Below are 22,536 nucleotides of genomic sequence, written 5' to 3' on the forward strand. Positions count from 1 at the left end.
GTGGCGTGCCCAGCACACTGCTATTGGCGATGTTTCCATTTAAACCTTAACCACTACCCCCAAACCAACCGCGTAAGCCCCAGGGCCACCACCGCATGGGTGGAAAGGCGTAGCCTTTCACCATAGACCTGTTCCAGTATGGCGCGATAGCGGGTCAGTTGTTCCGCGGCTTGTGCGAGTTTGGCCTTGACCCGGGGCAGAGCCCGTAATTCCTCTCGGCTTTTCAACCTGACTTCCTGGTTGCTCAGACCCAGTTCCTGCAGCGGGATGTATTTGAATTCCAACAGGTGATCCAGTAGCTGGTACTTGCGCATGTCGGGACGGACTATCATGCTGAGATCAGCATAGCCTTTGTCGATGGCCGTTTCCGAATCCATGATGTAAAAGGTGTCGGAAAAGAGCACCACCAGGAATGCGGTCTTGACCACCAGCTCATTGGTCCAGCGATAATCCCGATTGTCGAATACCTGAAAATAACGGGTTTCGATAAACTCGCACAGGGGTTCGAGATCACCGCTGCCATAGAAAGTCTTCGCCGCACGGCGGGCGGTTTCCCGATCCTCGTATTCCGGTAATGTCGCATCCAGAATCCGCTCCACATACAGGCGTCGAATGACCAGATTGGGGATACGCAGTTCCAAATCCCCCATGACATCGCCCTCGGTGAGGGTCAAGATCCCCAGGTAATACATGAGGGAGGCCAGAAAGGGTTGGTCACGGGTGGCAGTCAACATGTCCTCGACGCCGAAGCGATTGGCCAACTCGTCGATCAGGATTGAGTCGGTGGGATCGAGGGCCTTTGTGATCAGTTCATCGCCATGGGGCAGGCAGGCGATGTATTCGATGCGGTTGCGATCCATAGCCAGGTTGTCGTCCAGGATCTTCCGGGGATAAGCACAATCACGCCGGTACTCATCGAGGAAATACAGCGCCAGGGTGGGGTTGTAGAGGAGAGGGCCTGCTGCGTAGCCGAAACGGTAGCCATTGTAGAAGGTGCGCATCACGGCAAGGGCCTCTTCCACCTGGGTATCCGTCAGTTCGCATTCCTCGCCGATGCTCTCCAGCACCCCGGCCACTTCGCTTTCCTGGAAACCGCACAGGTCGTGATACTCCGGACGAAAAGAGATGTCCCTGGCCACGTTATATCCACTGCTGATGTCGCTCATGACCACCGGTGATACCCCGGTAATGAATACCTTGTCGAGACCCTGCCCGCTGCTCAGTGCTTTAATCGCCTTGAACAGGGTTTTCAGGATGCCTTCGCCATGCACCAGGGTGGCATAGCGGTCTTCCCCACCCAGCTGTGCGGCCATGACCTCGTTAGCGAAGTTGTCGTATTCGTCGATGAAGAGATAGAGTTTGTACGGTGTCCGGTTCACCGCATTGACAAGGGTGTGAAAAGAGGCCAGGGCATTACCGGGATTGAGGGAGGATACCGGGGGCAGATGTTCCCGGTAGCGGTCGATGAAACCCTGTACACAGACGTTGATATGGTCGTGCAACGCCTGCTCGATGGCTTGGGTGTCGCCATGGGAGGCCACCATGGAAAAATCCCAGCGCATCACGAAATAGCGATTGTGGAGGGGGGTGGGATTTTCGCCGATCTTGAGGCGCTCGAACAGTCGCTCGAACTCGTCCGACTTGGCTAGGTCGTAGTAGTTTTCCAGCATCGACAGCACCAGACTTTTTCCAAACCGGCGCGGACGCAGGAACAGGAGGTGTTTGCCCGCTGCTTCGAGGGAAGTGATACGATCCGTACGATCGGCGTAAAAATAATCTTCCGTGATCAAAGCATAAAAATCAGCAATACCGTAGGGAAATTTCATGGAGAAGCTCCAATCGATCTTTGGCTTTTCCTGTATCTCTTCAATCCCGCTCGCGACGAAATTCGCCCTCGATCACTCGCGGACCAGGTCGGTCCGGACCCTGGTCGGGCGACGGCTCATCGGGAAGGATGCGGAAGAAGCGCAAGATCAAGAACCGGCGCAGTTTCGGCACGAGCAGCAAGAAACCCAGGGTATCGGTAAAGAAACCCGGCAGCAGCAGGACCAGGCCCGCCACCAGCAGCAATGCCCCATCGAGCAGCTCCAGGGCCGGCACCTGGTTCCGCCCCATGGCATCGCGGACCCGCATGAGCACCGAAAAGCCCTGGATCCGGACCAGCGCGCCCCCGAGCAGCGCCGTGAAGATAGAGAGGCCGATGGTCGATAAGGCGCCGATCTGCGAGCCTACCTGGATCAGGAAGTAGAGCTCGATCAGGGGGATTCCGACGAACAACAGCAGAAAAAGAAACACGGGACGGGTCTCGGGTTCTCGGGCAATTCGGATATCGGTTACCTACCTTAACATGAGGATGGAAAGCGGGAACCCCATGCCCGGTTCGAGCTGTCTTTTCACCTTCAGGAAGCTTTTGAACAGGGCGTTTGATCCGCAGATTACACGGATTTTCACAGCTCGATAACAAAGCGTTCCCCTTTGCGTCGGTTCGCGTTAATGTGCCATGCAGTTTGAGACCGAAGACTCGAACCCAATCTTTAAGGACACTTGACAACATGCATCCAGACTCGATAGAGGGCCACTCAGAGGTCCTGTTGGTCTTCTGCACTTGTCCGGACGAGAAGACCGCGGCCAAGATCGCCGAGGCGCTGGTGGTGGAGCGGCTTGCCGCCTGCGTCAATCGGCTGCCCGGATTGACATCCGCCTATCTCTGGCAGGGTAAGGTGGAACGCGATACCGAGACGCTGTTGCTGATCAAGACGACGAACGCCCGCTTCGAGGCGTTGCGCATGCGTCTTTGTGCGCTGCACCCTTACGAACTGCCCGAGGTCATCGCAATCCCCGTGACCAAGGGTCTGCCCGCGTACCTGCGGTGGGTGACTGCATGTACCTCGGTGGACGTCTGACCCTCCTGCTACTGCTTCTCCCGCTGCTCGCTGCCCCGGCGGTAGGCGTGGGCGAAGCGGCGTTGCTCCCGCCCGACCAGGCATCTCGTGTCTCGGGCAAGGCGCTCGACCCCGAAACCCGCCGCGTATCCTGGAACCTCGGCCAGGCGTTGGGCTTCGGAACGGAAGACGCCATCCCGACGGCGGAACAGGCCTTCCGCTTTACCGCCGAGGTCGCGGCCCCGGACCGTCTTTGGCTCACCTGGGACATCGCGGACGGGACCTTTCTCTACCAGGAGCAGATTCGAATCGCCTTGGAAAACGCCCCGAACGTCGCCCTCGGCCCCTATGAGCTGCCGGAGCCGGAGATCAAGCCCGACACGGTACGCCCGGACGGCAGCATCGGCGACGTGGCCGTCTACCATCACCGCATCGACCTGCCGTTGCCGCTGGTGCGGGGAGCGACGGAACCGACCAGCCTGACGCTGGTGGTGAAGTACCAGGGCTGTGCCGAGCGCGGGATCTGTTATCCCCCGGTCACCCGGCGGATCGGCCTGGACCTGCCCGCCGCCACCGAGATCGCCGACATCGCCACATCCCGAGCCCGAGCGCCGACTGCCGATACGGCACCTCCGGAAACCACGGAGGACAGTGAACCCCTTTCCGAATCGGATCGGATCGCGGCCGTGCTGGCCGGCGGCAATCCGTGGGCGACCGTGGTCCTATTCTTCGGCTTCGGCCTGCTGTTGGCCTTCACGCCCTGCGTCTTTCCCATGATCCCCATCCTGTCGGGCATTATCGCCGGTCAAGGGGCGGCCATCACCACCCGCAAGGCCTTTGTACTGTCCCTGGTCTATGTGCTCGCCATGGCCTTGACCTACGCCGTCGCCGGGGTGCTCGCGGGTCTGTTCGGCGCCAATCTGCAGGCAGCTTTCCAGAACCCTTGGAGCCTTGGCCTGTTCGCCCTGGTCTTCGTGGCCCTGGCCCTGTCCATGTTCGGCTTCTATGAGCTGCAGCTGCCCTCTAGGCTGCAATCTAAGCTCGCCGCCATCAGCAACCGTCAGGAGGGCGGGACCCTGGTCGGGGTGGCCATCATGGGTCTGCTCTCGGCCCTGATCGTCGGCCCCTGCGTCGCGCCGCCCCTGGCCGGTGCCCTGATCTTCATCGGCCAAACTGGCGACTGGCTGCTGGGTGGTGCTTCCCTGTTCGCCCTCAGTCTGGGCATGGGCGCCCCGCTGATCGCCATCGGCACCTCGGCGGGCAGGTTGCTGCCCAAGGCCGGGGCCTGGATGGATGTGGTGAAGGCCGTGTTCGGCGTGGCCCTGTTGGCGGTGGCCGTCCTGCTGCTGGAGCGTATCCTGCCCCCCGCCGCCACCATGGCCTTGTGGGGGCTGCTGCTGATCTGCTCAGGGGTGTATCTGGGCGCCCTGCAACAATTGCCGCCCGCAGCAAACGGCTGGAGCAAGCTGTGGAAGGGCCTCGGCCTCTGCCTGCTCACCTACGGTGTGCTGATGCTGGTGGGCACAGCCGCGGGCGGTAAGGACACGGTGCAACCCCTGCGCGGACTCGGCCTGGGAGGCGGCGAGGCCAGCGAGCGACAGGCCGTTTTCAAGCCCATCAAATCGGTCGCGAATCTGGAGCGGGAGCTGGCCGCCGCCGGTGGTGCCGGCAGGCCGGTTATGTTGGATTTCTATGCGGACTGGTGTGTATCCTGCAAGGAGCTGGAACGCTATACATTTTCCGATCCGACGGTAGTCGCCGAGCTGGATCGCTTCGTCCTACTGCGGGCGGACGTCACCGCCAATGATGCGCAGGACCGGGAATTGATGCAGGGCCGCTTCGGCCTTCCGGGACCACCGGCTGTCCTGTTCTTCGACGCCCAGGGCCAAGAGCTGCGCAGCTATCGGGTGGTCGGCTTCAAACCGGCGCGGGAGTTCGCCGACCATCTGCGTAGGCTCGATCGTGTTGACATTCAGAAGGTCCGCACAGCGGACCCTACATGAACCATTTGATCGACGGTAGGGTCCGCTGCGCGGACCGCTGGATGTTGCGACCGTTTAACATATGAAAAACAATCGATTAGGATAAATGTCAATAGGCTCTGGTAGATTATTTTTTCTGGTTCTGCTGGTTGTCATTTCGAGCGCAGCGAGAAATCTTGTGCGTCGGGGAGCCTTTGCCGAGCCGAAGATCCCTCTCTGTGGTCGAGATGACAGGGATTGGTTTTAACAGAAAATTTTGATGAAACGGGATACCAATACCATGACCCGCGGCAGGCTCGTGCTCATAATGGTGATCGTCGGCCTGCTCGGGATCGGGGTCGGCCTCTTGGGTTCGCGGTGGCTGGATGGGAAACCGGGGTTCGGACTATCGCTTCCCGGTAGCGGGGACAGTGAAACCGGCCAGCTCGATCGACTACCCCAGTTCCAGCTGCCCGATCTCGACGGACAAGAAGTTGCCAGCAGCCGCTGGGCCGGCAAGATACTGGTGCTCAACTTCTGGGCCACCTGGTGTCCGCCCTGCCTGCGGGAGCTGCCCCTGTTCGATGAGCTGCAGCGCACCCATGCCGAGGCCGGTCTCCAGGTGGTCGGTATCGCCATCGATAACCACGAGGATGTGGAACGCTTCCTGGCCGAGCATCCGGCCAGCTTTCCGATCCTACTCGGTGATACGGACGCCATCGAGCTGTCCCGGCGGTTGGGTAACCACGTGCAGGGCTTACCCTTTACCGCGATCTTCGACTCCCATGGACGGCGGGTCTACGCACAGTCCGGTGAGGTGACCCGTGCCGCCCTGACCGAGCAGCTGGGTCCTCTACTGAACTAGATCGAAAAAACCACGAATAACCACGAATTTGTGTAAATTCGTGTTTATCCGCAGATTTCACAGATTAAAAACTAAACAATCTGTGAAAATCTGCGTAATCTGCGGATTAAAGTTGATCTCTACGCCTATGGCATCGATTCTCGTCTTAAATGGCCCCAACTTGAACCTGCTCGGCACTCGGGAGCCGGCGCATTACGGACGGGACACCCTGGAGCACATCGGTGCCAGGCTACACCACCGGGCGGCGGCGGCGGGACACCGGCTCGAACTCGTGCAAAGCAATGCCGAGCATGAGCTCGTGGAGGCGGTCCAGGGCGCGGGGCGTGACGGCGTCGCTTTTATCATCATCAACCCGGCGGCCTTCACCCACACCAGCGTCGCCCTGCGCGATGCCTTGCTCGCCGTGGCGATTCCTTTCATCGAGGTGCACCTTTCCAATATCCATGCCCGAGAACCCTTCCGGAGCCACTCCTATTTCTCGGACATCGCCGAAGGTATCATTACCGGCTTGGGTCCCCTCGGCTACGAGTTGGCATTGAATGCAGCTATCGAGCGGCTGGATCGAGACACCGAGTAGAACCAACGACGAAAACATGGACACCCGCAAACTCAAGAAGCTCATCGAGCTGCTGCAGCAATCCGACGTCGCCGAAATCGAGATTCACGAGGGCGAAGAGTCGATTCGGATCAGCCGTCATGGGACCCTGCCACAACCCCTAATCGTGTCCGCACCGCCCCAACCCCAGGCGTTTGCTGCGACGGTCTCGAACGCGCCCTTACCGACCCCCGAGCCTGCGATTTCCACCCTGGACGATGAGCTGGAAGAGAACCTGGTATGTTCTCCGATGGTCGGTACCTTCTATCGCACCCCTGCTCCCGGCAGCGAGCCCTTTATCCGGGAAGGCGAGCAGGTAAAGGCAGGCGATATCCTCTGCATCATCGAGGCGATGAAGATCCTCAACCAAATTGAAGCTGAGAAGGAGGGTACGGTAAAAAGGATCATGGTCGAGAATGGACAACCGGTAGAGTACAACCAACCCCTGTTCGTGATCGAGTGAGAGCCATCGATGATCGAGAAGATTCTCATCGCCAATCGGGGAGAGATCGCCCTGCGCATCCTGCGTGCCTGCCGGGAGCTCGGGATCAAAACAGTGGCCGTGCATTCGGAGGCCGACCGGGAGCTCAAGCATGTACTACTCGCCGATGAGTCGGTATGCATCGGCCCGGCCCCATCCCGGGACAGCTATCTCCATATCCCCGCCATCATCAGCGCCGCGGAGGTCACGGATACGGTAGCCATCCATCCGGGATACGGTTTCCTGGCGGAGAACGCAGACTTCGCCGAGCGGGTCGAGCAGAGCGGTTTCATCTTCATCGGTCCCAAACCGGAGACCATCCGCCTCATGGGTGACAAGGTCTCCGCCATCAATGCCATGCGCCAGTCCGGCGTCCCTTGTGTGCCTGGATCCGACGGCCCCCTGGACGACAATAAGAAACGGACCCTGGAGCTGGGACGGGAGATCGGCTACCCGGTCATCATCAAGGCCGCCGGTGGGGGCGGTGGTCGCGGCATGCGGGTCGTGCACTCCGAGGCCACCCTCCTGAACGCTATGTCGCTGACCCAGGCGGAGGCCGCCGCGGCCTTCGGCAACCCTATGGTCTACATGGAGAAATACCTCGAAAACCCGCGCCATATCGAGTTCCAGCTCCTTGCGGACCAGCACGGCAATGTGATCCATCTCGGGGAGCGGGACTGCTCGATGCAGCGGCGACACCAGAAGGTGGTGGAAGAGGCCCCCGCCCCCGGAGTCACCGATGCCCAACGCAACGAGATCGGGGCACGCTGTGTCGAGGCCTGTCGCAACATCGGCTATCGCGGGGCGGGAACCTTCGAGTTCCTGTTCGAGGGTGGAGGCTTCTACTTCATCGAGATGAACACCCGGGTCCAAGTCGAGCACCCGGTCACCGAGATGGTCACAGGGATCGACATCGTGAAGGAGCAGATCCTGGTGGCCGCCAGCGAGAAGCTGCGATACCGGCAGGAAGATGTCGCAATGCAAGGACACGCCATCGAATGCCGGATCAACGCCGAGAACTCCGAGACCTTCATCCCGAGCCCAGGTCAGATCCGGGAATTCCACGCCCCGGGTGGTCCCGGCATTCGGATGGAGACTCACATCTACCGCGGTTACCGGGTTCCACCCCACTATGATTCCATGATCGGCAAACTCATTGCCCATGGAGGGGACCGCTCCTCCGCCATCTCGCGCATGTGCAGCGCCTTGCGCGAGTTGGTCATCGACGGCATCGACACCAACATCGGCCTACAACGGCACATCCTGCTGGACGCCGCCTTTCGAGCCGGCGGTACCAACATCCACTACCTGGAGAAAAAACTCGGTATATGAATGTCTTTATCAGCTATAGCCCTGAAGACAGCGAATGGGCCAACACCCTTGCAGAACGGTTGCGATCTGCGGGTTTTGGTGTGTGGGACCCTGAAACAGAGCTGTATCCGGGCGATAATTTTGCGTTGAAAATAGCCGAAGCCCTTGAGAATGCGGATGCCATGGTAGCCCTTGTATCACCCGATGCCATGGCTTCCGAGTGGGTGCGGCGCGAGATCGACTTCGCGCTGGGCGCATCGCAATTCTCCGGACGCCTGATCCCCGTTGTCGTTCGTCCGACAGAAGGATTCCCTTGGATCCTGCGGAAGCTGAAACCGATTTCACCCGAAGGGGGACCAAGCGCTGCAGCAGACAGCGTCGTACAAGCATTACAGCGAGCCGCCTAGGAATACCCAATCATGGGCACCTTGAAAAATAGGTGTTTTCACCGATCAGGTGATTCTAACCCATTGATTATTCAAGCGTGCCGTTGACGAAAATCGTATTTTTCAAGGTGCCCTCATGCGCCCCTCAGAGGTATTTCTTTCGCATTCGGATAAAGATAGAGCTTTTGCTACCAGAATCTGTGACTGCCTGATTGCTCATGGTATCCCCATTTGGTACAGCAGAAAAAGCATTATCGGGGCGCGCCAGTGGCACGATGAAATCGGCGCCGCACTGTCTCGGTGTGATGCCTTTGTCGTTTTACTCTCGCCTGCATCGGTCGAGTCCAAATGGGTCAAGAGAGAATTACTTTTTGCACTTCAGACAGACCGCTACGGAAACAACATTGTCCCATTGCTCTACAAACCCTGTAACTATTCTGAGCTGTCATGGACGCTACCGCAGTTCCAGATCGTTGATTTCTCGAGCGATTATGCGAGCGGATGCCGAGATTTGCTCCAGATATGGGGTATGGGATACCGCGAAGATTTGTAATGCAAACCAGCGGCAGATAACGCTACGCACCGCTTTGTGTCCTTTGTGCCTGTCTACCGCCAGGCAGGCGGGCCACTGCTGCAATGACTGGCGACTGGTAGCTGGAAACAACTTGCTAATCGAAAAGCAGTTTATACGGGCTCGTCCTACCTTCTGACTGTATGCCCCCATGGCCTGGCTCCAAATCTCCTTTGTCGTCGAGCGGGATTGCGTACCTCTGCTCGAGGCCGCCTTGGAGAACGCCGGTGCCCTGGCAACGACCCTGGGGGACGCGGCGGATGAGCCCCAGCTCGAGCCGCCACTCGGCACCACCCCCCTGTGGCGTCGGGTGCGACTCACCGCCCTGTACCCCGACCAACCGCAAGTCCTGGCGACCGCACTGGCGCTATCCCGATCCCTCGCCGCCCATCTCGGTGTGAAGCCGCAGATCGAGCGGATCGAGGACCGGATCTGGGAACAGACTTGGCGGGACGATTTTGAACCCGCGCGCTTTGGCCGACGGCTTTGGATCTGCCCGCAGGGACAATCCGCGGACGATCCGGATGCGGTTGTGGTCGAGCTCGATCCGGGGCTCGCCTTCGGCACCGGTCGTCACCCCACGACTGCCCTGTGTCTGCGTTGGCTCGACGGGGCGGATCTTGTAGAAAAGACCGTCATCGACTACGGCTGCGGTTCAGGGGTCCTTGCCATCGCCGCCTTGCGACTCGGAGCAATCCACGCGGTCGCGGTCGACCATGATCTTCAGGCCCTGGAGGCCACCCGGGCCAATGCGGAGCACAATGGGGTCGCCGACCGCCTGTTTGCCTGCCCCCCGGAGGAGGTGCCGGAGGGGCCGGCCGACCTACTGCTGGCGAATATCCTGGCCGGTCCGCTGGTCGAGCTTGCGGCCCGGCTGGCAGCCCTGGTTCGCGCCGAGGGACGCCTCGCCGTGTCGGGCATTCTTCACGACCAAAGCGCCCAAATCATGGCAGCCTACGCCCCTTGGTTCAGGCTAGACAAGCCCCGGACAGCGAACGAATGGGTACTGGTAAGCGGCTGCCGCAAGCAATCCTGAATGATTTGGTGCTGTTTGGGGGACCGGACTTTTACGACACCCTCCCCGGGGGAGGAGGCATCACCGCTGCGGTTTGCTGCGAGCGTCCATTGATGCGGTTCGCGCCTCCTCGCGGTGCTATCCTGTAAGATCTACCGCGCTCACCGCATCCTACACCCACGTGAGGCCCGCGCGAGCAGGCCACGTCGGGGTCATGTGGGTGTAGGTTGCGTCAAGACGCCGGCACTGACCTGGCAGACGATCAGCGAGCCTTGGTGCGTGGAACGCAACCCGTCAAACCCTGTCCCGACGCAGGAGGGATCTTTTCCTTCCGGACAACGCCAAATAATTCAGGGTCGCTAGGCGGGCGCGAATGCTATCATGGGCCGGTACCTGGATGAAGGCATCTGACCATGCGCTTGCAGGTGTTCCATCCTTTCTGCGGCTACTCTCGACATTCGGAGAGTCCCCAAACGGCCGGTCCGGCGTCCGCCGAGGACCAGCGCGATGTAGGTAAGTCTCTTACAGGAGCGGTTCATCTCGGGCCCGAATACCCGAAGAAGATATCGCAAAAATAACAAGCTCTTAAAGAGAAATTTTTTCTTCAATGGACTGTTGACTCATGGAGCCAGCAGTATGGCTATTGGGCCGGCGGAGCGGAAACTCGACTCCCAACAAACCGAAGATCACCCGGGACGGCTCACCTCACTCCAGGCAAACCGCGCGGAAACCCTGCGGGAGTGTGTACAGGATGCGCTGACACATTACCTCAGGAACCTCGACGGATACGAGGTCACGGATTTACACCGGATGGTCATAGGCGAGGTCGAGCTTCCCTTGATCGAAACCCTGCTCGATTACACCCAGGGCAATCAAACCCGGGTCGCGCGGTTGCTCGGCATCAGTCGCAGCACCTTGCGCAAGAAAATGGTGTATCACAGGATACGTCGGGACACATAAGACTATGCCCGAGAGGCTGTTGACATTTGTCTGAGCGCGTTGGTAAAAAAATTGGCTCTTTATGGATTCTGGACTGTTCACGCTCATGGAAGGTACTACCGGACGTTTTGGAGTGCGGCGGCACCCTGACTTCAGGACCGACCGGAATCCGCGCTGCCCGATGTCACCACAGCGTTGGCCTGGAACACGGGCCCGCCGCCGCTTTGGATTTGGCGATGCATCCGTCTCCAGCACCGGCTTTGCGGCCAGGGGAAAGCGCCGTCGCCGCGGCGCGCGTAGCGCTCAGAGCCCGGATTCCCGGCCAACGCGGTTGCTATTCCCCGTCGCTGAGGTTCGATTCGGTCGCGCCGCTTTGCCGGCGCACTCCAAAGCAGTCCGGAATCCATAAAGAGCCAAAAAATTACGAATCACGCGAATCCCCGTGAATTGATTCGCGCAGATTCGCGTGATTCGTAGTTTTCTCTTCCGTGATTAGACCTCATTCAGATATCGACCAATCGAGATGTACCCCATACGACGTGCACTGATCAGTGTATCCGACAAGACCGGCGTCTTGGACTTCGCCCGTGGCCTGGCGGCGCAGGGCATCCAGCTCCTGTCGACCGGCGGGACCGCCCGCCTCCTGACCGACAACGCAATCCCGGTGCTGGAGATAGCGGCCTACACGGGATTCCCGGAGCTGATGGGGGGGCGCGTCAAGACCCTGCACCCACGGATCCACGGCGGCATCCTGGGCCGGCGGGGTATCGACGACCTGGTGATGCGGGAGAACGAGATCAAACCCATCGATCTGGTGGTGGTCAATCTCTATCCCTTCGAGCAGGCAGTGGCCGACCCGGCCTGCGACCTGTCCACGGCTATCGAGAACATCGATATCGGCGGCCCCACCCTGCTCCGCGCCGCGGCCAAGAACCACATGGCAGTGACCGTGGTGGTGGACGCGGCCGACTACTCGCTGGTTTTGGCGGAGATGGAGGGACACGGTGGCGCCGTGAGCGATGCCACCCGATTTGATCTGGCGGTCAAGGCCTTCGAGCACACGGCCCGCTATGACGGTGCCATCGCCGACTACTTAGGAAGGTTGGTCGGCGCAGCGGACAGAGGCGACTTCCCGCGTACCCTGAACCTGCAGTTCCAGCACCGGCAGGCCCTGCGCTACGGCGAGAATCCACACCAGAAGGCGGCCTTCTTCGTCGAGCGGAATTTGAGCGGGGTGAGCCTTGCCACGGCACGCCAGCTCCAGGGCAAGGCACTGTCCTATAACAACATCGCCGATACGGACGCGGCCCTGGAATGCGTCAAGCAGTTCGACGAAACACCGGCGTGCGTCATCGTCAAGCACGCCAACCCCTGTGGTGTCGCCCTGGGGACCAACCTATTGGACGCCTACGAGCGGGCCTTCACGACCGACCCGGAATCCGCGTTCGGGGGTATCATCGCCTTCAACCGTGAGCTGGACGAGGCGACGGCGCAGGCCATCGTGGAGCGCCAGTTCGTCGAGGTCATCATCGCACCGAAGGTCGAGCCCACCGCCGCTGAGGCCATCGGCGCGAAGCAGAACGTGCGTCTGCTCGAGTGCGGAAGCTGGACCAGGGGGGATAACCAACGCACCGAATTTAAGCGCGTCAACGGCGGGCTATTGGTCCAGGAAGCGGATCTGGCCTTGACCCACAAGCTAGAGGTGGTTACCAAGCGCGAACCCACGGACCGGGAGCTGGAAGACTTACTCTTTACTTGGCGCGTCGCCAAGTACGTCAAGTCAAACGCCATCGTCTACGGGCGCGGGGGCATGACCGTCGGCGTCGGGGCGGGGCAGATGAGCCGCGTAAACTCGGCGCGCATCGCTACGATTAAGGCCGAGCAGGCAGGCCTCGCGGTGGCCGACTCGGTAATGGCCTCCGATGCCTTCTTTCCCTTCCGCGACGGTATCGACCAGGCCGCAGCAGCGGGTATCGGCGCCGTCATCCAGCCCGGCGGCTCCATGCGCGATGAGGAAGTCATCGCCGCCGCGGATGAGCACGGCATGGCCATGGTCTTCACTGGTATGCGCCATTTCCGGCATTGACGGTGGCCGCCGGAACGCCCGACTAACCTGAGTCGACTGTTTTTTGCCGCCAATGAACGCAAATAGACGCAAATTAAAATTACTTCTTATTTGCGTCTATTTGCGTTCATTGGCGGCTGAATTTTTCGACGGGCTCTCAAACAGGCAGTATGCATCCCGCAGGCAGGCGGCAGTCGCAGCGACCATGGGCATCCATCCCACCGCCATCATCGAGAGCGGCGCCCAACTCCACCCGTCCGTCCAGGTAGGGGCCTATTCCATCATCGAGCGCGGGGCCGTCATCGGGCCGGGCTGTGTCATCGAGAGCTGCGTGCGCATCTATGGTGCCACCCGCATGGGTCGTGACAACCGCATCGGTCACGGTGCCACCATCGGCGCGGAGCCTCAGGATCTCGGATACAGGCCGGAGCTGAGCAAACCCCTGACCATCGGGGATTGCAATCACTTCAAGGAAGGCGTAAACATCAGCCGCGGCATCAAGACGAATCAAGGTACCCGGATCGGAGACCACAATTTCCTGATGGCCTATGCCCACATCGGGCACGACTGCACCGTGGGCGACTATAACATCTTCGCCAATACCGCCACGCTGGCCGGCCACGCGGAAGTCGAGAACCAGGTGTTCCTGTCCGGCCAAACGGCCGTCCACCAGTTCTGCCGGATCGGCGCCGTTTCTATGATCGCCGGCGTAACCGGCGTACCCCAGGACGTGCCCCCTTTCGTGATCGCCGACGGCCACCGGGCCAGGATCATCGGCCTGAACCTGGTCGGACTACGCCGCAACGGCTACACCCAAGCACAGCGTAGTACCATCAAGGCCGTCTACCGCGTCATCTTCCGTTCGGGACTACGTCAAGCCGCGGCCCTTGCGAAGGCCGAGCGGGACTATCCTTCCCCCCAGACACGCCAAATCGTGCGCTTCATCGAATCCAGTCGCAGAGGGGTGATCTCGTTTGCCTAAATCCTTTATGCTTCCCTTTTCCAAAATCGATTTTTCCGCACTATGCCTATTCAGACCGCTGCAACCGACAGCTTCACCGTAGCCGGTGAGACCTACAGCTCGCGCCTGTTGGTCGGAACCGGCAAATATCGAGACATGGGCGAGACGCGCCGCGCCGTCGAGGCCAGCGGTGCCGAGATCGTCACCATCGCCGTCCGCCGCACCAATATCGGCCAAACCCCCGGTGAGCCGAATATCCTGGAGGTGCTGCCACCGGAGCGTTATACCATCCTGCCGAACACCGCCGGCTGCTTCGACGCCGAGACGGCGATACGCGCCTGCCGCCTGGCCCGAGAGTTGCTGGATGGCCACAACCTGTGCAAGCTGGAGGTGCTGGGGGACGAGAAGACCCTGTTCCCGGACATGGTCGCCACCCTCCAGGCCACGGAGGTGCTGGTCAAGGACGGCTTCGACGTCATGGTCTACACCAACGACGATCCCATTATGGCCAAACGCCTGGAAGAGCTGGGCTGCGTGGCCGTGATGCCGCTCGCCGCCCCCATCGGTTCCGGGCTTGGAATCCGCAATCGGCTCAATATCCTGACCATTGTAGAGAACGCCCAGGTACCTATCCTGGTGGATGCGGGCGTGGGAACGGCCTCGGACGCCGCGGTGGCCATGGAGCTGGGCTGCGACGGTGTACTCATGAACACGGCCATCGCCGCCGCCAAGGACCCGGTGCTGATGGCCAGTGCTATGCGCAAGGCCATCGAGGCCGGGCACGAGGCCTTCCTGGCCGGGCGCATGGCGCCGAAACGCTTCGCCTCCGCCTCGTCGCCGCTGGAAGGACTGTTTTTCTGACGCGACGGACTGCAGGAGCGACGCAAGGGGCTGGTTGCGCATTGCGTCGTTCCATGCATAGATTAGGGTCCTGCTTGCTACGAATGCCGGTGGTGGACAGGGAAGGCGGCGCCCGACGCCCCGAGCGGCATGAACGAGCCTCTGCCCCAGCATCGCCCTATCCGCAGTTTTGTGCTGCGTAGGGGTCGCCTCACGCTGGCCCAGGCGCGTGCTTACGACGCACTCTGGCCCCGCTTCGGGATCGCCTGGAAGCCGGGCGAGCCCCTCGACCTCTCGGCGCTGTTTGGCAACTCGAACCCGGTCTATCTGGAGATCGGCTTCGGCAACGGCGAGTCGCTCGCCGAGCTGGCGTCGCGTCACCCGCAACGCAACTACCTCGGCATCGAGGTCCACCGTCCGGGCGTGGGGCACCTGCTGCTTGAAATCGAAAGGCGCGGACTTACCAACCTGCGCGTCTGCCATCACGACGCCGTCGAGGTCCTGGAGCAGGGCCTCGCACGGGCCAGTCTGGCCGGCGTCTATCTCTTTTTCCCGGACCCCTGGCCCAAACAGCGGCACCACAAACGGCGTATCCTTCAGTCCCGGCTCCTGGCCTCCCTGGCCCGGGTCATCCGGCCCGATGGCATATTTCACGCCGCCACCGATTGGGAGCCCTACGCGCGGCAGATGCTGGCGCTGCTCACCAACGCGGATGATTTGTTCGTGAACCTTGCCGGTCCCGGGGCCTTCTATCCGCGCCCGCAAACGCGGCCCTTGACCAGGTTCGAACAACGCGGGGCGCGTCTTGGGCATCAAGTGCGGGATCTGATCTTCCGCCGCCGCTGACCCGCATATCCTTCAGGATTGCTCGGACCGGCCTGATGCATATCTCCGTCGTCGTACCTACCTTTAACCGCGCCCACACCCTCCCTCGGGCGCTGGATTCGATCCTCTGCCAGAGCCTGCCGGCGACTGAAATCATCGTCGTGGACGACGGCTCCCAAGACGGTACCGGCGATCTGATCCGGCGGCGCTACCCGCAGGTTCGCTACCTGCGGCAGCCGAACGGCGGCGTGAGCAGCGCCCGCAACCGAGGTATCAGCGCAGCGAACGGGGACTGGATCGCCCTTCTCGACTCCGACGATGCCTGGTTGCCCGACAAGCTGGCGGCGCAACGTGCAGCCCTTGGCGAACACCCGGACATCCGGCTCTGCCATACCCAGGAGATCTGGATCCGCCACGGATGCCAGGTGAACCAGATGGACAAGCACGCCAAATCCGGCGGCTACATCTTCCGGGCCTGTCTGCCCCGATGCGTTATCTCCCCCTCCGCCACCCTCCTGCATCGCTCACTCTTCGACGAACTGGGCATCTTCGATGAGGACCTGCCCGCTTGCGAGGACTATGACCTCTGGCTACGCATCTGTGCCACGGAGCCGGTCGCCTTCGTCCCGGTGCCCCAGATCCGCAAGTACGGCGGTCACGTGGATCAACTGTCGCGCAAACACTGGGGGATGGACCGCTTTCGCATCCGGGCACTGGAGAAGATCATCGGCTTGGGTCGGCTGGATGCGGGGGATCGGGCCGCCGCCTGTGCCATGCTCGTTCGGAAGGCGGGGATCCTCGCCGCCGGGGCCCGCAAACGCGGGCATGTGGAACGGGCGGTGTACTACGAATCCAAGCAGGCGGAATACGCAGACCTCTCAGAACCCGGTGCCGAACGCAGGATGCGGTGAGCCGACGGGCAAGGACGCCCGCGGCGAACCGCATCAATAATGATGAGCGCAGCGAACCGCATCAATGAGCTAGCTGGGAGCGCCGGCGTCCCGGGCGAAAAGGGCAAAAATTTTTTCGCTCCTACCCCTGGCGCTCCTCCGCCCACTGCTCCGGGGTAAAAGTTTTGATGGACAAGGCATGGAGCTCGCCGCTCTCGATCTGGGGCCGAACGGTGGTCATGACCAGGCGTTGCCTTTGGATAGGGGGCTTGCCCACGAAGCGGTCGCTGACCACCACCGCCTCGAAATGGCTGCCGTCGCCGGTCACCTCGACCCGCGCGCCGGGCATGCCGTTTCGTATCAGTGTCGCAACTGCCTCTGTTTCCATTATCTCCCCCTTTCTCAACGATTTTGCCCGACGCTGCGGTGATACGCATCAAATCTCCCGGGTCGCCAGAAACCGAATCTCCGGCCACCGCTCCTGGGTGAGATTCAGGTTGACCCGGGTCGGAGCCAGATAGACGAGCTGCCCGGTCCCGTCCTCCGCCAGGTTCTCGTAGGTCTTGTCCCGAAACCGCGCGAGCAGGTCTTCATCCCCGCAATCGACCCACCTGGCGGTCCGGACCCTTACCGGCTCCACAATTGCCTCCACGCCATACTCGTCCTTGAGTCGATAGGCAGCCACGTCGAACTGGAGCACCCCCACGGCCCCCAGGATCATGTCGTTGTTCTTGAGCGGTCGAAACACCTGGGTGGCACCTTCCTCGCTGAGCTGGAGCACACCCTTGTGCAGGGCCTTCATACGCAGGGGGTCCTTGAGCACCAGGCGGCGGAACAACTCCGGGGCAAAGAAGGGGATACCCCCGTACTTCAAATCCTCCCCTTCGGTAAAGGTATCCCCGACCTGGATGGTCCCGTGGTTGTGCAGACCGATGATGTCGCCGGGCCAGGCCTCCTCGACATGGCGGCGCTCGTCCGCCTGAAAGGTGATGGCATCGGCTACCTGGACCCACCTGCCGGTACGCACGTGGCGCAGCTTCATCCCCTTCCTGTAACTACCGGAGCAGACCCGCAGGAAGGCAATGCGATCGCGATGGGCCGGGTCCATGTTGGCCTGGATCTTGAAAACAAAGCCGGTGAACTTCTCCTCGGAGGGCGCGACCTCCCGCTGCAGGGCGGCTCTGGGCCGGGGCGGCGGTGCGTACCCGACGCAGGCGTCGAGCAGCTCCTTGACCCCGAAGTTGTTGATGGCCGAGCCGAAAAAGACGGGGGTCTGGTTCCCCGCCCGATAGGCCTCCGGCTCCAGCGGGTGGCTCGCCCCCTGAATCAGCGCCAGCTCCTCGCGCAACTCCGCGGCCTGATCTCCCAACCACTCGTCCATGCGTGGATTGTCGATCCCCGCGATGACCTCGCCAGCGGTGATCTTGCCGCCGTGACGGGCGCTGAACAGGTGGGTCCGATCCGTTCGCAGATCATAGACGCCCAGGAACCGCTTGCCGATGCCGATGGGCCAGGTCACGGGAGCACACTGGATCTTCAGCACCTGCTCGATCTCGTCCAGGATCTCAAGGGCGTCCCGGCCCTCCCGGTCGAGCTTGTTGACAAAGGTGAGGATGGGGGTATCCCGCAGCCGGCACACCTCCATGAGCTTGATGGTGCGTTCCTCCACGCCCTTGGCCACATCGATCACCATCAGGGCGGAGTCCACGGCCGTGAGGGTGCGGTAGGTATCTTCGGAGAAATCCTCGTGGCCCGGCGTATCCAGCAGGTTGACGGTGGCCTCACCGTAGGGGAATTGCATCACCGAAGAGGTCACCGAGATGCCGCGTTGCTTCTCCAACGCCATCCAGTCGGAAGTCGCATGGCGCGCGGCCTTGCGGCCCTTGACGGTACCCGCCAGCTGGATGGCACCGCCGAAGAGCAGTAGCTTCTCCGTCAGGGTCGTCTTACCCGCGTCCGGGTGGGAAATGATGGCAAAGGTACGCCGCTTGGACAGTTGCGCTTCGAGACGGGTCATAGGACAGCTGAACCTCCGGGAAAGGATGCGGATTGTACCCTATCCCGTCGCCCATGGATTTTGCGGAAAGCAAGGGGCGTCTGTCTCGTGCCCGGGATCAGGATCTGGAGGAGAGGCTGAACGGGGTATGCTCAATATGTAGTGGTCGTGTAATTCTCCTATTCGGAAAAGAGAAGGGTTCGGCAGGAAATTCGTCACTACACATTAAGCACTACCCTGAACGGTTATATATGATATATTGATGTGGTAATCTTTCATCATTCTTCCTCGATATGGAGGTTGTGGATTTCTATCAATTGCAACAGTTGCTTGATTTGATATGGTTTTGCTTTTCCTTATCGTATACAAGGCGAACCTTGCCCCTTTTCCAGACCAAGATGCGGTTCGTTCCTCACCCCAACCTATGCGGGCTGCCAGGCCCGGCAGCTCGGTGTCGCGGGCGTCCGTGGGTCTGTCTTCCAGCGGGTGGATTCGGGTGTAGGAGGTTATGAACCTGACACGGCGTAGTCCGCCATCTTGCGTCGGGTGACGGCGCGCCAATCACCGCGGCCAACGCGGCCACCACAGGCGCGCCTTACCCGACCTACGCGGGCTTTCTGGTAGAGGTGTCGGCAAGCGTTTTGCAACAACATAAGCATAACGTCGGCCAAACCGGAAAGGTCGGTTGGGGTTCGTTCCTCACCCCAACCTACGCGGGCTGCTGGTGCTATCCGACGACATGCGTGCCAAACAGTGGGTCGCCATAGCCGGACTCGATCCCCGTCAACACCAGTCCGGCTCCAGCGTCAACAAAAAGCCACGCCTGTCCAAGGCCGGCAACCGCTACCTGCGCATCGCCCTTTACATGCCCACCCTCAGCGCCGCACGCCATGACCCCAATGTCAGGGCTTACTACCACCACCTCATCCAAACACGCGGCCTTAAGAAGCTCCAAGCCATCTGTGCCGTCATGCGCAAGCTACTCCATGCCATCCAGGCCATGCTCAAGAACCGTCAGCCCTTCCAGAGCAGCCGCTTCTACACACCAAATGAAGCGACTGCTTGATTAACCCAATTGATGAACCAGAGCTCACTTGTTGGGGATCAGGAGGCAGATTGGACTTGCATTGGAACAGAGTATCTACACGGCCTGACGTTGCAAATCAGCTGTGCGAGGTATGAGCGTCGGATGAACTTGCCTTGTCAGGCGGTTGGCGTTTATCCGCATGCCTTATAGCTTCAACTGAGACCCAAATAAGCCCGCCGATAAATATGGAAAATACAATAACTACGAGCCATTCCATCACAAGTCCTCCAGTACAGTGATTATTACGACCGCAAAACTGCATGAGATTAAAAGCAGTACGCTTGATTTAGCATAGTTTTGTGCTAACCAGGCTATAAGAGAAATGTCAGTAGCCACAAGGATCCCAAAAATTACTTTGAGCCATCCGATTTCTTCTTTCAATTTATCTGTTTTAGACAACGGTTTTTATCCTTTTGTTGCCATTGATTATCCTGGTTGCTCGAAACCGATGCAGAATGCTGCGGACTCGAGCGTTGGCTGGGAAAGTGGGTGTCCTTTTGTCCGTCGTCCTTTGATCGGATAAGGCTAGGGCTCAAATTCCAGTAGGCTAGCAATTCGTGTTATGGGATGCGCTAGCGAGTACTCGTATTGCAGGGTGATGTTATCTTCGCCAGCGAAGTGAAGCGCGACAATTTCGCTCGTTTCGATGTTATACCAAACTGACCCAGAGTCACCCCGAAGACTAATCTCGTTGCCGTCCGGCGGGTGTTTAGGATCTACAGTAATGCGTATGCCACTCATCCAGAACCGATCCTCAGGTCTCTCACCGTATGGAACCGCAAAGCTGCCTTCAATGCCATCCACAATTCCTCGGGTGAATCTAGTACGGACACCGTATTTCGCTACTTTCATTCCGAGGCTGGGTTCAGTGAAGTTCCCGAGTTTGGTGTTTGGCTGTTCGAAGACCGCAGGGGACGACTGCACGTCTTGAGACAGTATCGCCAATGCGGCGTCGTAGCCGTCTGCCAAATCCGTGGTCCGGGATAGCTTTCCGATTACTCGCGCAGAATTACGCCCACCCGGTTGGATAATGTTGTCACCTATCTCCCAAACGCCAAATCCGCACAAAACATGCCGGTTGCTTAAGATGCAAAGCTTACCGTTGCCGGTATCTCGTACTATTGCTCCTACTGTGCCTTGGCTGCTACGAGGTTGGTTTCCCACACTGATGCCTGCGACCAGCGGATCGCATTCATCCAATGGACTGCCGTGCGGGGAATACGCCGCCACCTGTACATCTGTTGGCATGTCGAGGATTGCACGGTCAATGAATTGACCTGGCGGTAATTCGGTCGGGTGTCTTTTTGAGCCCACGTGGAAACGCACCCCGTGCGCACGTGTCTTCCTACCCTCCTTGTAAATATAGCCATAGTCAACTCCAAATATGTTGTCCAGCGAAAGCGCGTACCGCTTTGCTGCGGATAGCGCCGACCGCGCTTTCGCTGAAAGGCTCATTGTATTGACTGTTGAACGCGGAAGCCTAGAGACCACAAGAAATCGAGCCGCGTCCGAGTTCCGTCATAGGCCGGATCTTGTCCGTCCTCGAATTCTTCGACTTGGTCATTGTGGAAATCGTCATTTTCGCCACGGGTAATGGGCAGGAACGCAGGAAGCGGCCACATAGCTCGTCCATGGCAGGTCATACAGTTGGAGGAGATGCCATTAGCAAAGCGGGCCTCAAGGTAAGGATTTATGACCGCGTTGGGTGCCCCATCGTATTCTTTTGGCAAATCGAAGTCATAGGAAGCGTCCATGAGATAGTTTCGCCACACGCCGGTTACCTCGTTGATTCGATCTGCGGCGTAAACATCCATCGTCGGATCGTCATGCCACCAATAAGTAGCCCACACCCAATCAGGAATTTCCTTGGTGGTGACATGCATTGCGATGAGAGCAAGGTAATCGCCAACCTGCACGTTTCCTACCCCCGGCACTTTTCGCGCAGCTTCCACCATGCTGTCGTCCAATTTCACATGATAGAAATCATCTAAGGAGACTATTTTGGCGTCTCGAAAGTCTTTTCCCTCGTATTTAATGGATTCAGTAGTACGACCGGGCAAAAACAACTCTTCAGATGGATCAATTGCCACTACTCGTTTCCACTCGGTTCGGGGATTACTCGGCCGAGGGGTGGTGGGGGAAACACGATTGGCGGGGTCATTATCCCATACTGGCAACGCGGTAAGCCCCGTCGCTTGAACCGGCCACCATACGACTTTTAAAACCACGGCATCAGGTGGAAAATCAGGAATATTCCGTTCCTCCCAGGACTGATCGTCGAATTCGTCATTGATTTGGTCGAGCTTACTTGAAAGATATAGCTGTTCCTGCTGGATGTGATCGCGCGCGGCTTGGTTAAACATGACGAAGGAGAACAGTGATGCACCCGGCGCATGGGGCACGGGTCCCGTGTGAGCTACATCGTGTTGCCGAGGTGCCTCGAACCGCCGAATGCGCGGCCCTTGTGGTGTGGCCCCCGGTGCCCGAAAGACTTCATGGGGTTGATACCATGTTTCCCAAATTGGCTCTCCCTCCGGCGTTGGCTGATTGATCCCGGCCCATAAGTACCACGCATGTCGGCGCAGTTCACTAACATTGCGCGTCTTGATAAAGTGGTTGAGCATTTCCTGGGACGCTGGAAAATCAAATGACGATGGAATGTCGGTGTAGGGCGAGTTTTGGGCAAACGCCATATGTGACATGGCAACAAAAACGCAGGAACATACCGCTTTGGTAATCAAGGACATCTTACCCCTCCTCATCGGTTAAGTATTCCGCGGCAGCGCCGCATTAGTTATATGAGCCACTGAGAGCGGTTAGTCGGGTCGCTAACAGTTTCTCAGACTGCACTCAAACACCGGTACGT

Annotated in this window: 22 protein-coding genes; 16 read left to right on the top strand and 6 right to left on the bottom strand. The window is 59.7% G+C overall.

What is annotated here, in order from left to right; genetic code table 11:
* Window positions 1-53 precede the first annotated feature (53 nt).
* Together E1958_RS18075 and E1958_RS18080 are read right to left on the bottom strand one after the other, a co-directional pair.
* Window positions 54-1,826, bottom strand: coding sequence for an AAA family ATPase (locus E1958_RS18075; protein WP_133513109.1), 1,773 nt, complete (start codon window positions 1,824-1,826; stop codon window positions 54-56).
* 40 nt (window positions 1,827-1,866) lie between these two features.
* The gene (locus E1958_RS18080) at window positions 1,867-2,295 is read right to left on the bottom strand and encodes an FxsA family protein (RefSeq protein ID WP_133513110.1); all 429 of its coding nucleotides are present in this window, start codon (window positions 2,293-2,295) and stop codon (window positions 1,867-1,869) included.
* Window positions 2,296-2,552: 257 nt separating this feature from the next.
* Between E1958_RS18080 and cutA the strand changes: the two genes are divergently transcribed.
* The 15 genes from cutA (at window position 2,553) to E1958_RS18155 (ending at window position 16,608) form a co-directional block, all read left to right on the top strand.
* Window positions 2,553-2,903 (top strand): divalent-cation tolerance protein CutA, encoded by a 351-nt coding sequence (gene cutA, locus E1958_RS18085; protein ID WP_133513111.1) that lies wholly within the window; start codon window positions 2,553-2,555, stop codon window positions 2,901-2,903.
* On the top strand, window positions 2,882-4,885 hold the full coding sequence (locus E1958_RS18090) for a protein-disulfide reductase DsbD (protein WP_133513112.1): 2,004 nt from the start codon (window positions 2,882-2,884) through the stop codon (window positions 4,883-4,885). The genes cutA and E1958_RS18090 overlap by 22 nt, the downstream gene beginning before the upstream one ends.
* Before the next feature lie 238 nt (window positions 4,886-5,123).
* A complete protein-coding gene (locus E1958_RS18095) occupies window positions 5,124-5,708 on the top strand; it encodes a TlpA family protein disulfide reductase (RefSeq protein WP_243448443.1) in 585 nt (194 codons plus the stop codon).
* 127 nt (window positions 5,709-5,835) lie between these two features.
* The gene (gene aroQ / locus E1958_RS18100; protein ID WP_133513113.1) at window positions 5,836-6,285 is read left to right on the top strand and encodes a type II 3-dehydroquinate dehydratase; all 450 of its coding nucleotides are present in this window, start codon (window positions 5,836-5,838) and stop codon (window positions 6,283-6,285) included.
* Between the two features lie 16 nt (window positions 6,286-6,301).
* Complete coding sequence (gene accB, locus E1958_RS18105) at window positions 6,302-6,766, top strand: acetyl-CoA carboxylase biotin carboxyl carrier protein (RefSeq protein ID WP_133513130.1); 465 nt, start codon at window positions 6,302-6,304, stop codon at window positions 6,764-6,766.
* Between the two features lie 9 nt (window positions 6,767-6,775).
* Entirely contained in the window at window positions 6,776-8,116 is a 1,341-nt protein-coding gene (gene accC, locus E1958_RS18110; RefSeq protein ID WP_133513114.1) for an acetyl-CoA carboxylase biotin carboxylase subunit, read from the top strand.
* Window positions 8,113-8,502, top strand: coding sequence for a toll/interleukin-1 receptor domain-containing protein (locus E1958_RS18115; RefSeq protein WP_133513115.1), 390 nt, complete (start codon window positions 8,113-8,115; stop codon window positions 8,500-8,502). The genes accC and E1958_RS18115 overlap by 4 nt, the downstream gene beginning before the upstream one ends.
* Window positions 8,503-8,617: 115 nt before the next feature.
* Window positions 8,618-9,034 carry a toll/interleukin-1 receptor domain-containing protein gene (locus tag E1958_RS18120; RefSeq protein WP_133513116.1) on the top strand — a complete coding sequence of 139 codons (417 nt, stop codon included), beginning with the start codon at window positions 8,618-8,620 and terminating at the stop codon, window positions 9,032-9,034.
* Window positions 9,035-9,203: 169 nt separating this feature from the next.
* Window positions 9,204-10,088: a 50S ribosomal protein L11 methyltransferase gene (gene prmA / locus E1958_RS18125; protein WP_133513117.1), complete on the top strand. Its 885-nt coding sequence runs from the start codon at window positions 9,204-9,206 to the stop codon at window positions 10,086-10,088.
* A gap of 615 nt (window positions 10,089-10,703) precedes the next feature.
* Entirely contained in the window at window positions 10,704-11,027 is a 324-nt protein-coding gene (locus tag E1958_RS18130; protein WP_133513118.1) for a helix-turn-helix domain-containing protein, read from the top strand.
* Window positions 11,028-11,529: 502 nt separating this feature from the next.
* Window positions 11,530-13,092 (top strand): bifunctional phosphoribosylaminoimidazolecarboxamide formyltransferase/IMP cyclohydrolase, encoded by a 1,563-nt coding sequence (purH, locus tag E1958_RS18135; protein ID WP_133513119.1) that lies wholly within the window; start codon window positions 11,530-11,532, stop codon window positions 13,090-13,092.
* Window positions 13,093-13,276: 184 nt separating this feature from the next.
* On the top strand, window positions 13,277-14,053 hold the full coding sequence (gene lpxA, locus E1958_RS18140; protein ID WP_133513120.1) for an acyl-ACP--UDP-N-acetylglucosamine O-acyltransferase: 777 nt from the start codon (window positions 13,277-13,279) through the stop codon (window positions 14,051-14,053).
* A 42-nt stretch (window positions 14,054-14,095) separates the two neighbouring features.
* Entirely contained in the window at window positions 14,096-14,893 is a 798-nt protein-coding gene (locus E1958_RS18145) for a thiazole synthase (protein ID WP_133513121.1), read from the top strand.
* Window positions 14,894-15,022: 129 nt separating this feature from the next.
* On the top strand, window positions 15,023-15,718 hold the full coding sequence (gene trmB, locus E1958_RS18150) for a tRNA (guanosine(46)-N7)-methyltransferase TrmB (RefSeq protein WP_133513122.1): 696 nt from the start codon (window positions 15,023-15,025) through the stop codon (window positions 15,716-15,718).
* Window positions 15,719-15,753: 35 nt separating this feature from the next.
* Window positions 15,754-16,608 carry a glycosyltransferase family 2 protein gene (locus tag E1958_RS18155; RefSeq protein WP_133513123.1) on the top strand — a complete coding sequence of 285 codons (855 nt, stop codon included), beginning with the start codon at window positions 15,754-15,756 and terminating at the stop codon, window positions 16,606-16,608.
* A gap of 121 nt (window positions 16,609-16,729) precedes the next feature.
* Here E1958_RS18155 and E1958_RS18160 read toward each other — a convergent pair whose 3' ends face one another.
* Entirely contained in the window at window positions 16,730-16,975 is a 246-nt protein-coding gene (locus E1958_RS18160; protein ID WP_133513124.1) for a BolA family protein, read from the bottom strand.
* Between the two features lie 48 nt (window positions 16,976-17,023).
* Window positions 17,024-18,604, bottom strand: a complete 1,581-nt coding sequence (locus E1958_RS18165) for a peptide chain release factor 3 (protein WP_133513125.1) — start codon at window positions 18,602-18,604, stop codon at window positions 17,024-17,026.
* Window positions 18,605-19,268: 664 nt separating this feature from the next.
* Between E1958_RS18165 and E1958_RS18170 the strand changes: the two genes are divergently transcribed.
* Window positions 19,269-19,649, top strand: a complete 381-nt coding sequence (locus E1958_RS18170) for a transposase (RefSeq protein WP_133513126.1) — start codon at window positions 19,269-19,271, stop codon at window positions 19,647-19,649.
* A gap of 546 nt (window positions 19,650-20,195) precedes the next feature.
* Here E1958_RS18170 and E1958_RS18175 read toward each other — a convergent pair.
* Together E1958_RS18175 and E1958_RS18180 are read right to left on the bottom strand one after the other, a co-directional pair.
* On the bottom strand, window positions 20,196-20,639 hold the full coding sequence (locus tag E1958_RS18175; protein ID WP_133513127.1) for a chymotrypsin family serine protease: 444 nt from the start codon (window positions 20,637-20,639) through the stop codon (window positions 20,196-20,198).
* Between the two features lie 482 nt (window positions 20,640-21,121).
* Window positions 21,122-22,417: a hypothetical protein gene (locus tag E1958_RS18180; RefSeq protein ID WP_133513128.1), complete on the bottom strand. Its 1,296-nt coding sequence runs from the start codon at window positions 22,415-22,417 to the stop codon at window positions 21,122-21,124.
* Window positions 22,418-22,536: the final 119 nt, after the last annotated feature.

Source organism: Candidatus Thiosymbion oneisti (genome assembly GCF_004359955.1).
In the GTDB taxonomy this organism is placed as follows: Bacteria; Pseudomonadota; Gammaproteobacteria; order Chromatiales; family Chromatiaceae; genus Thiosymbion; species Thiosymbion oneisti.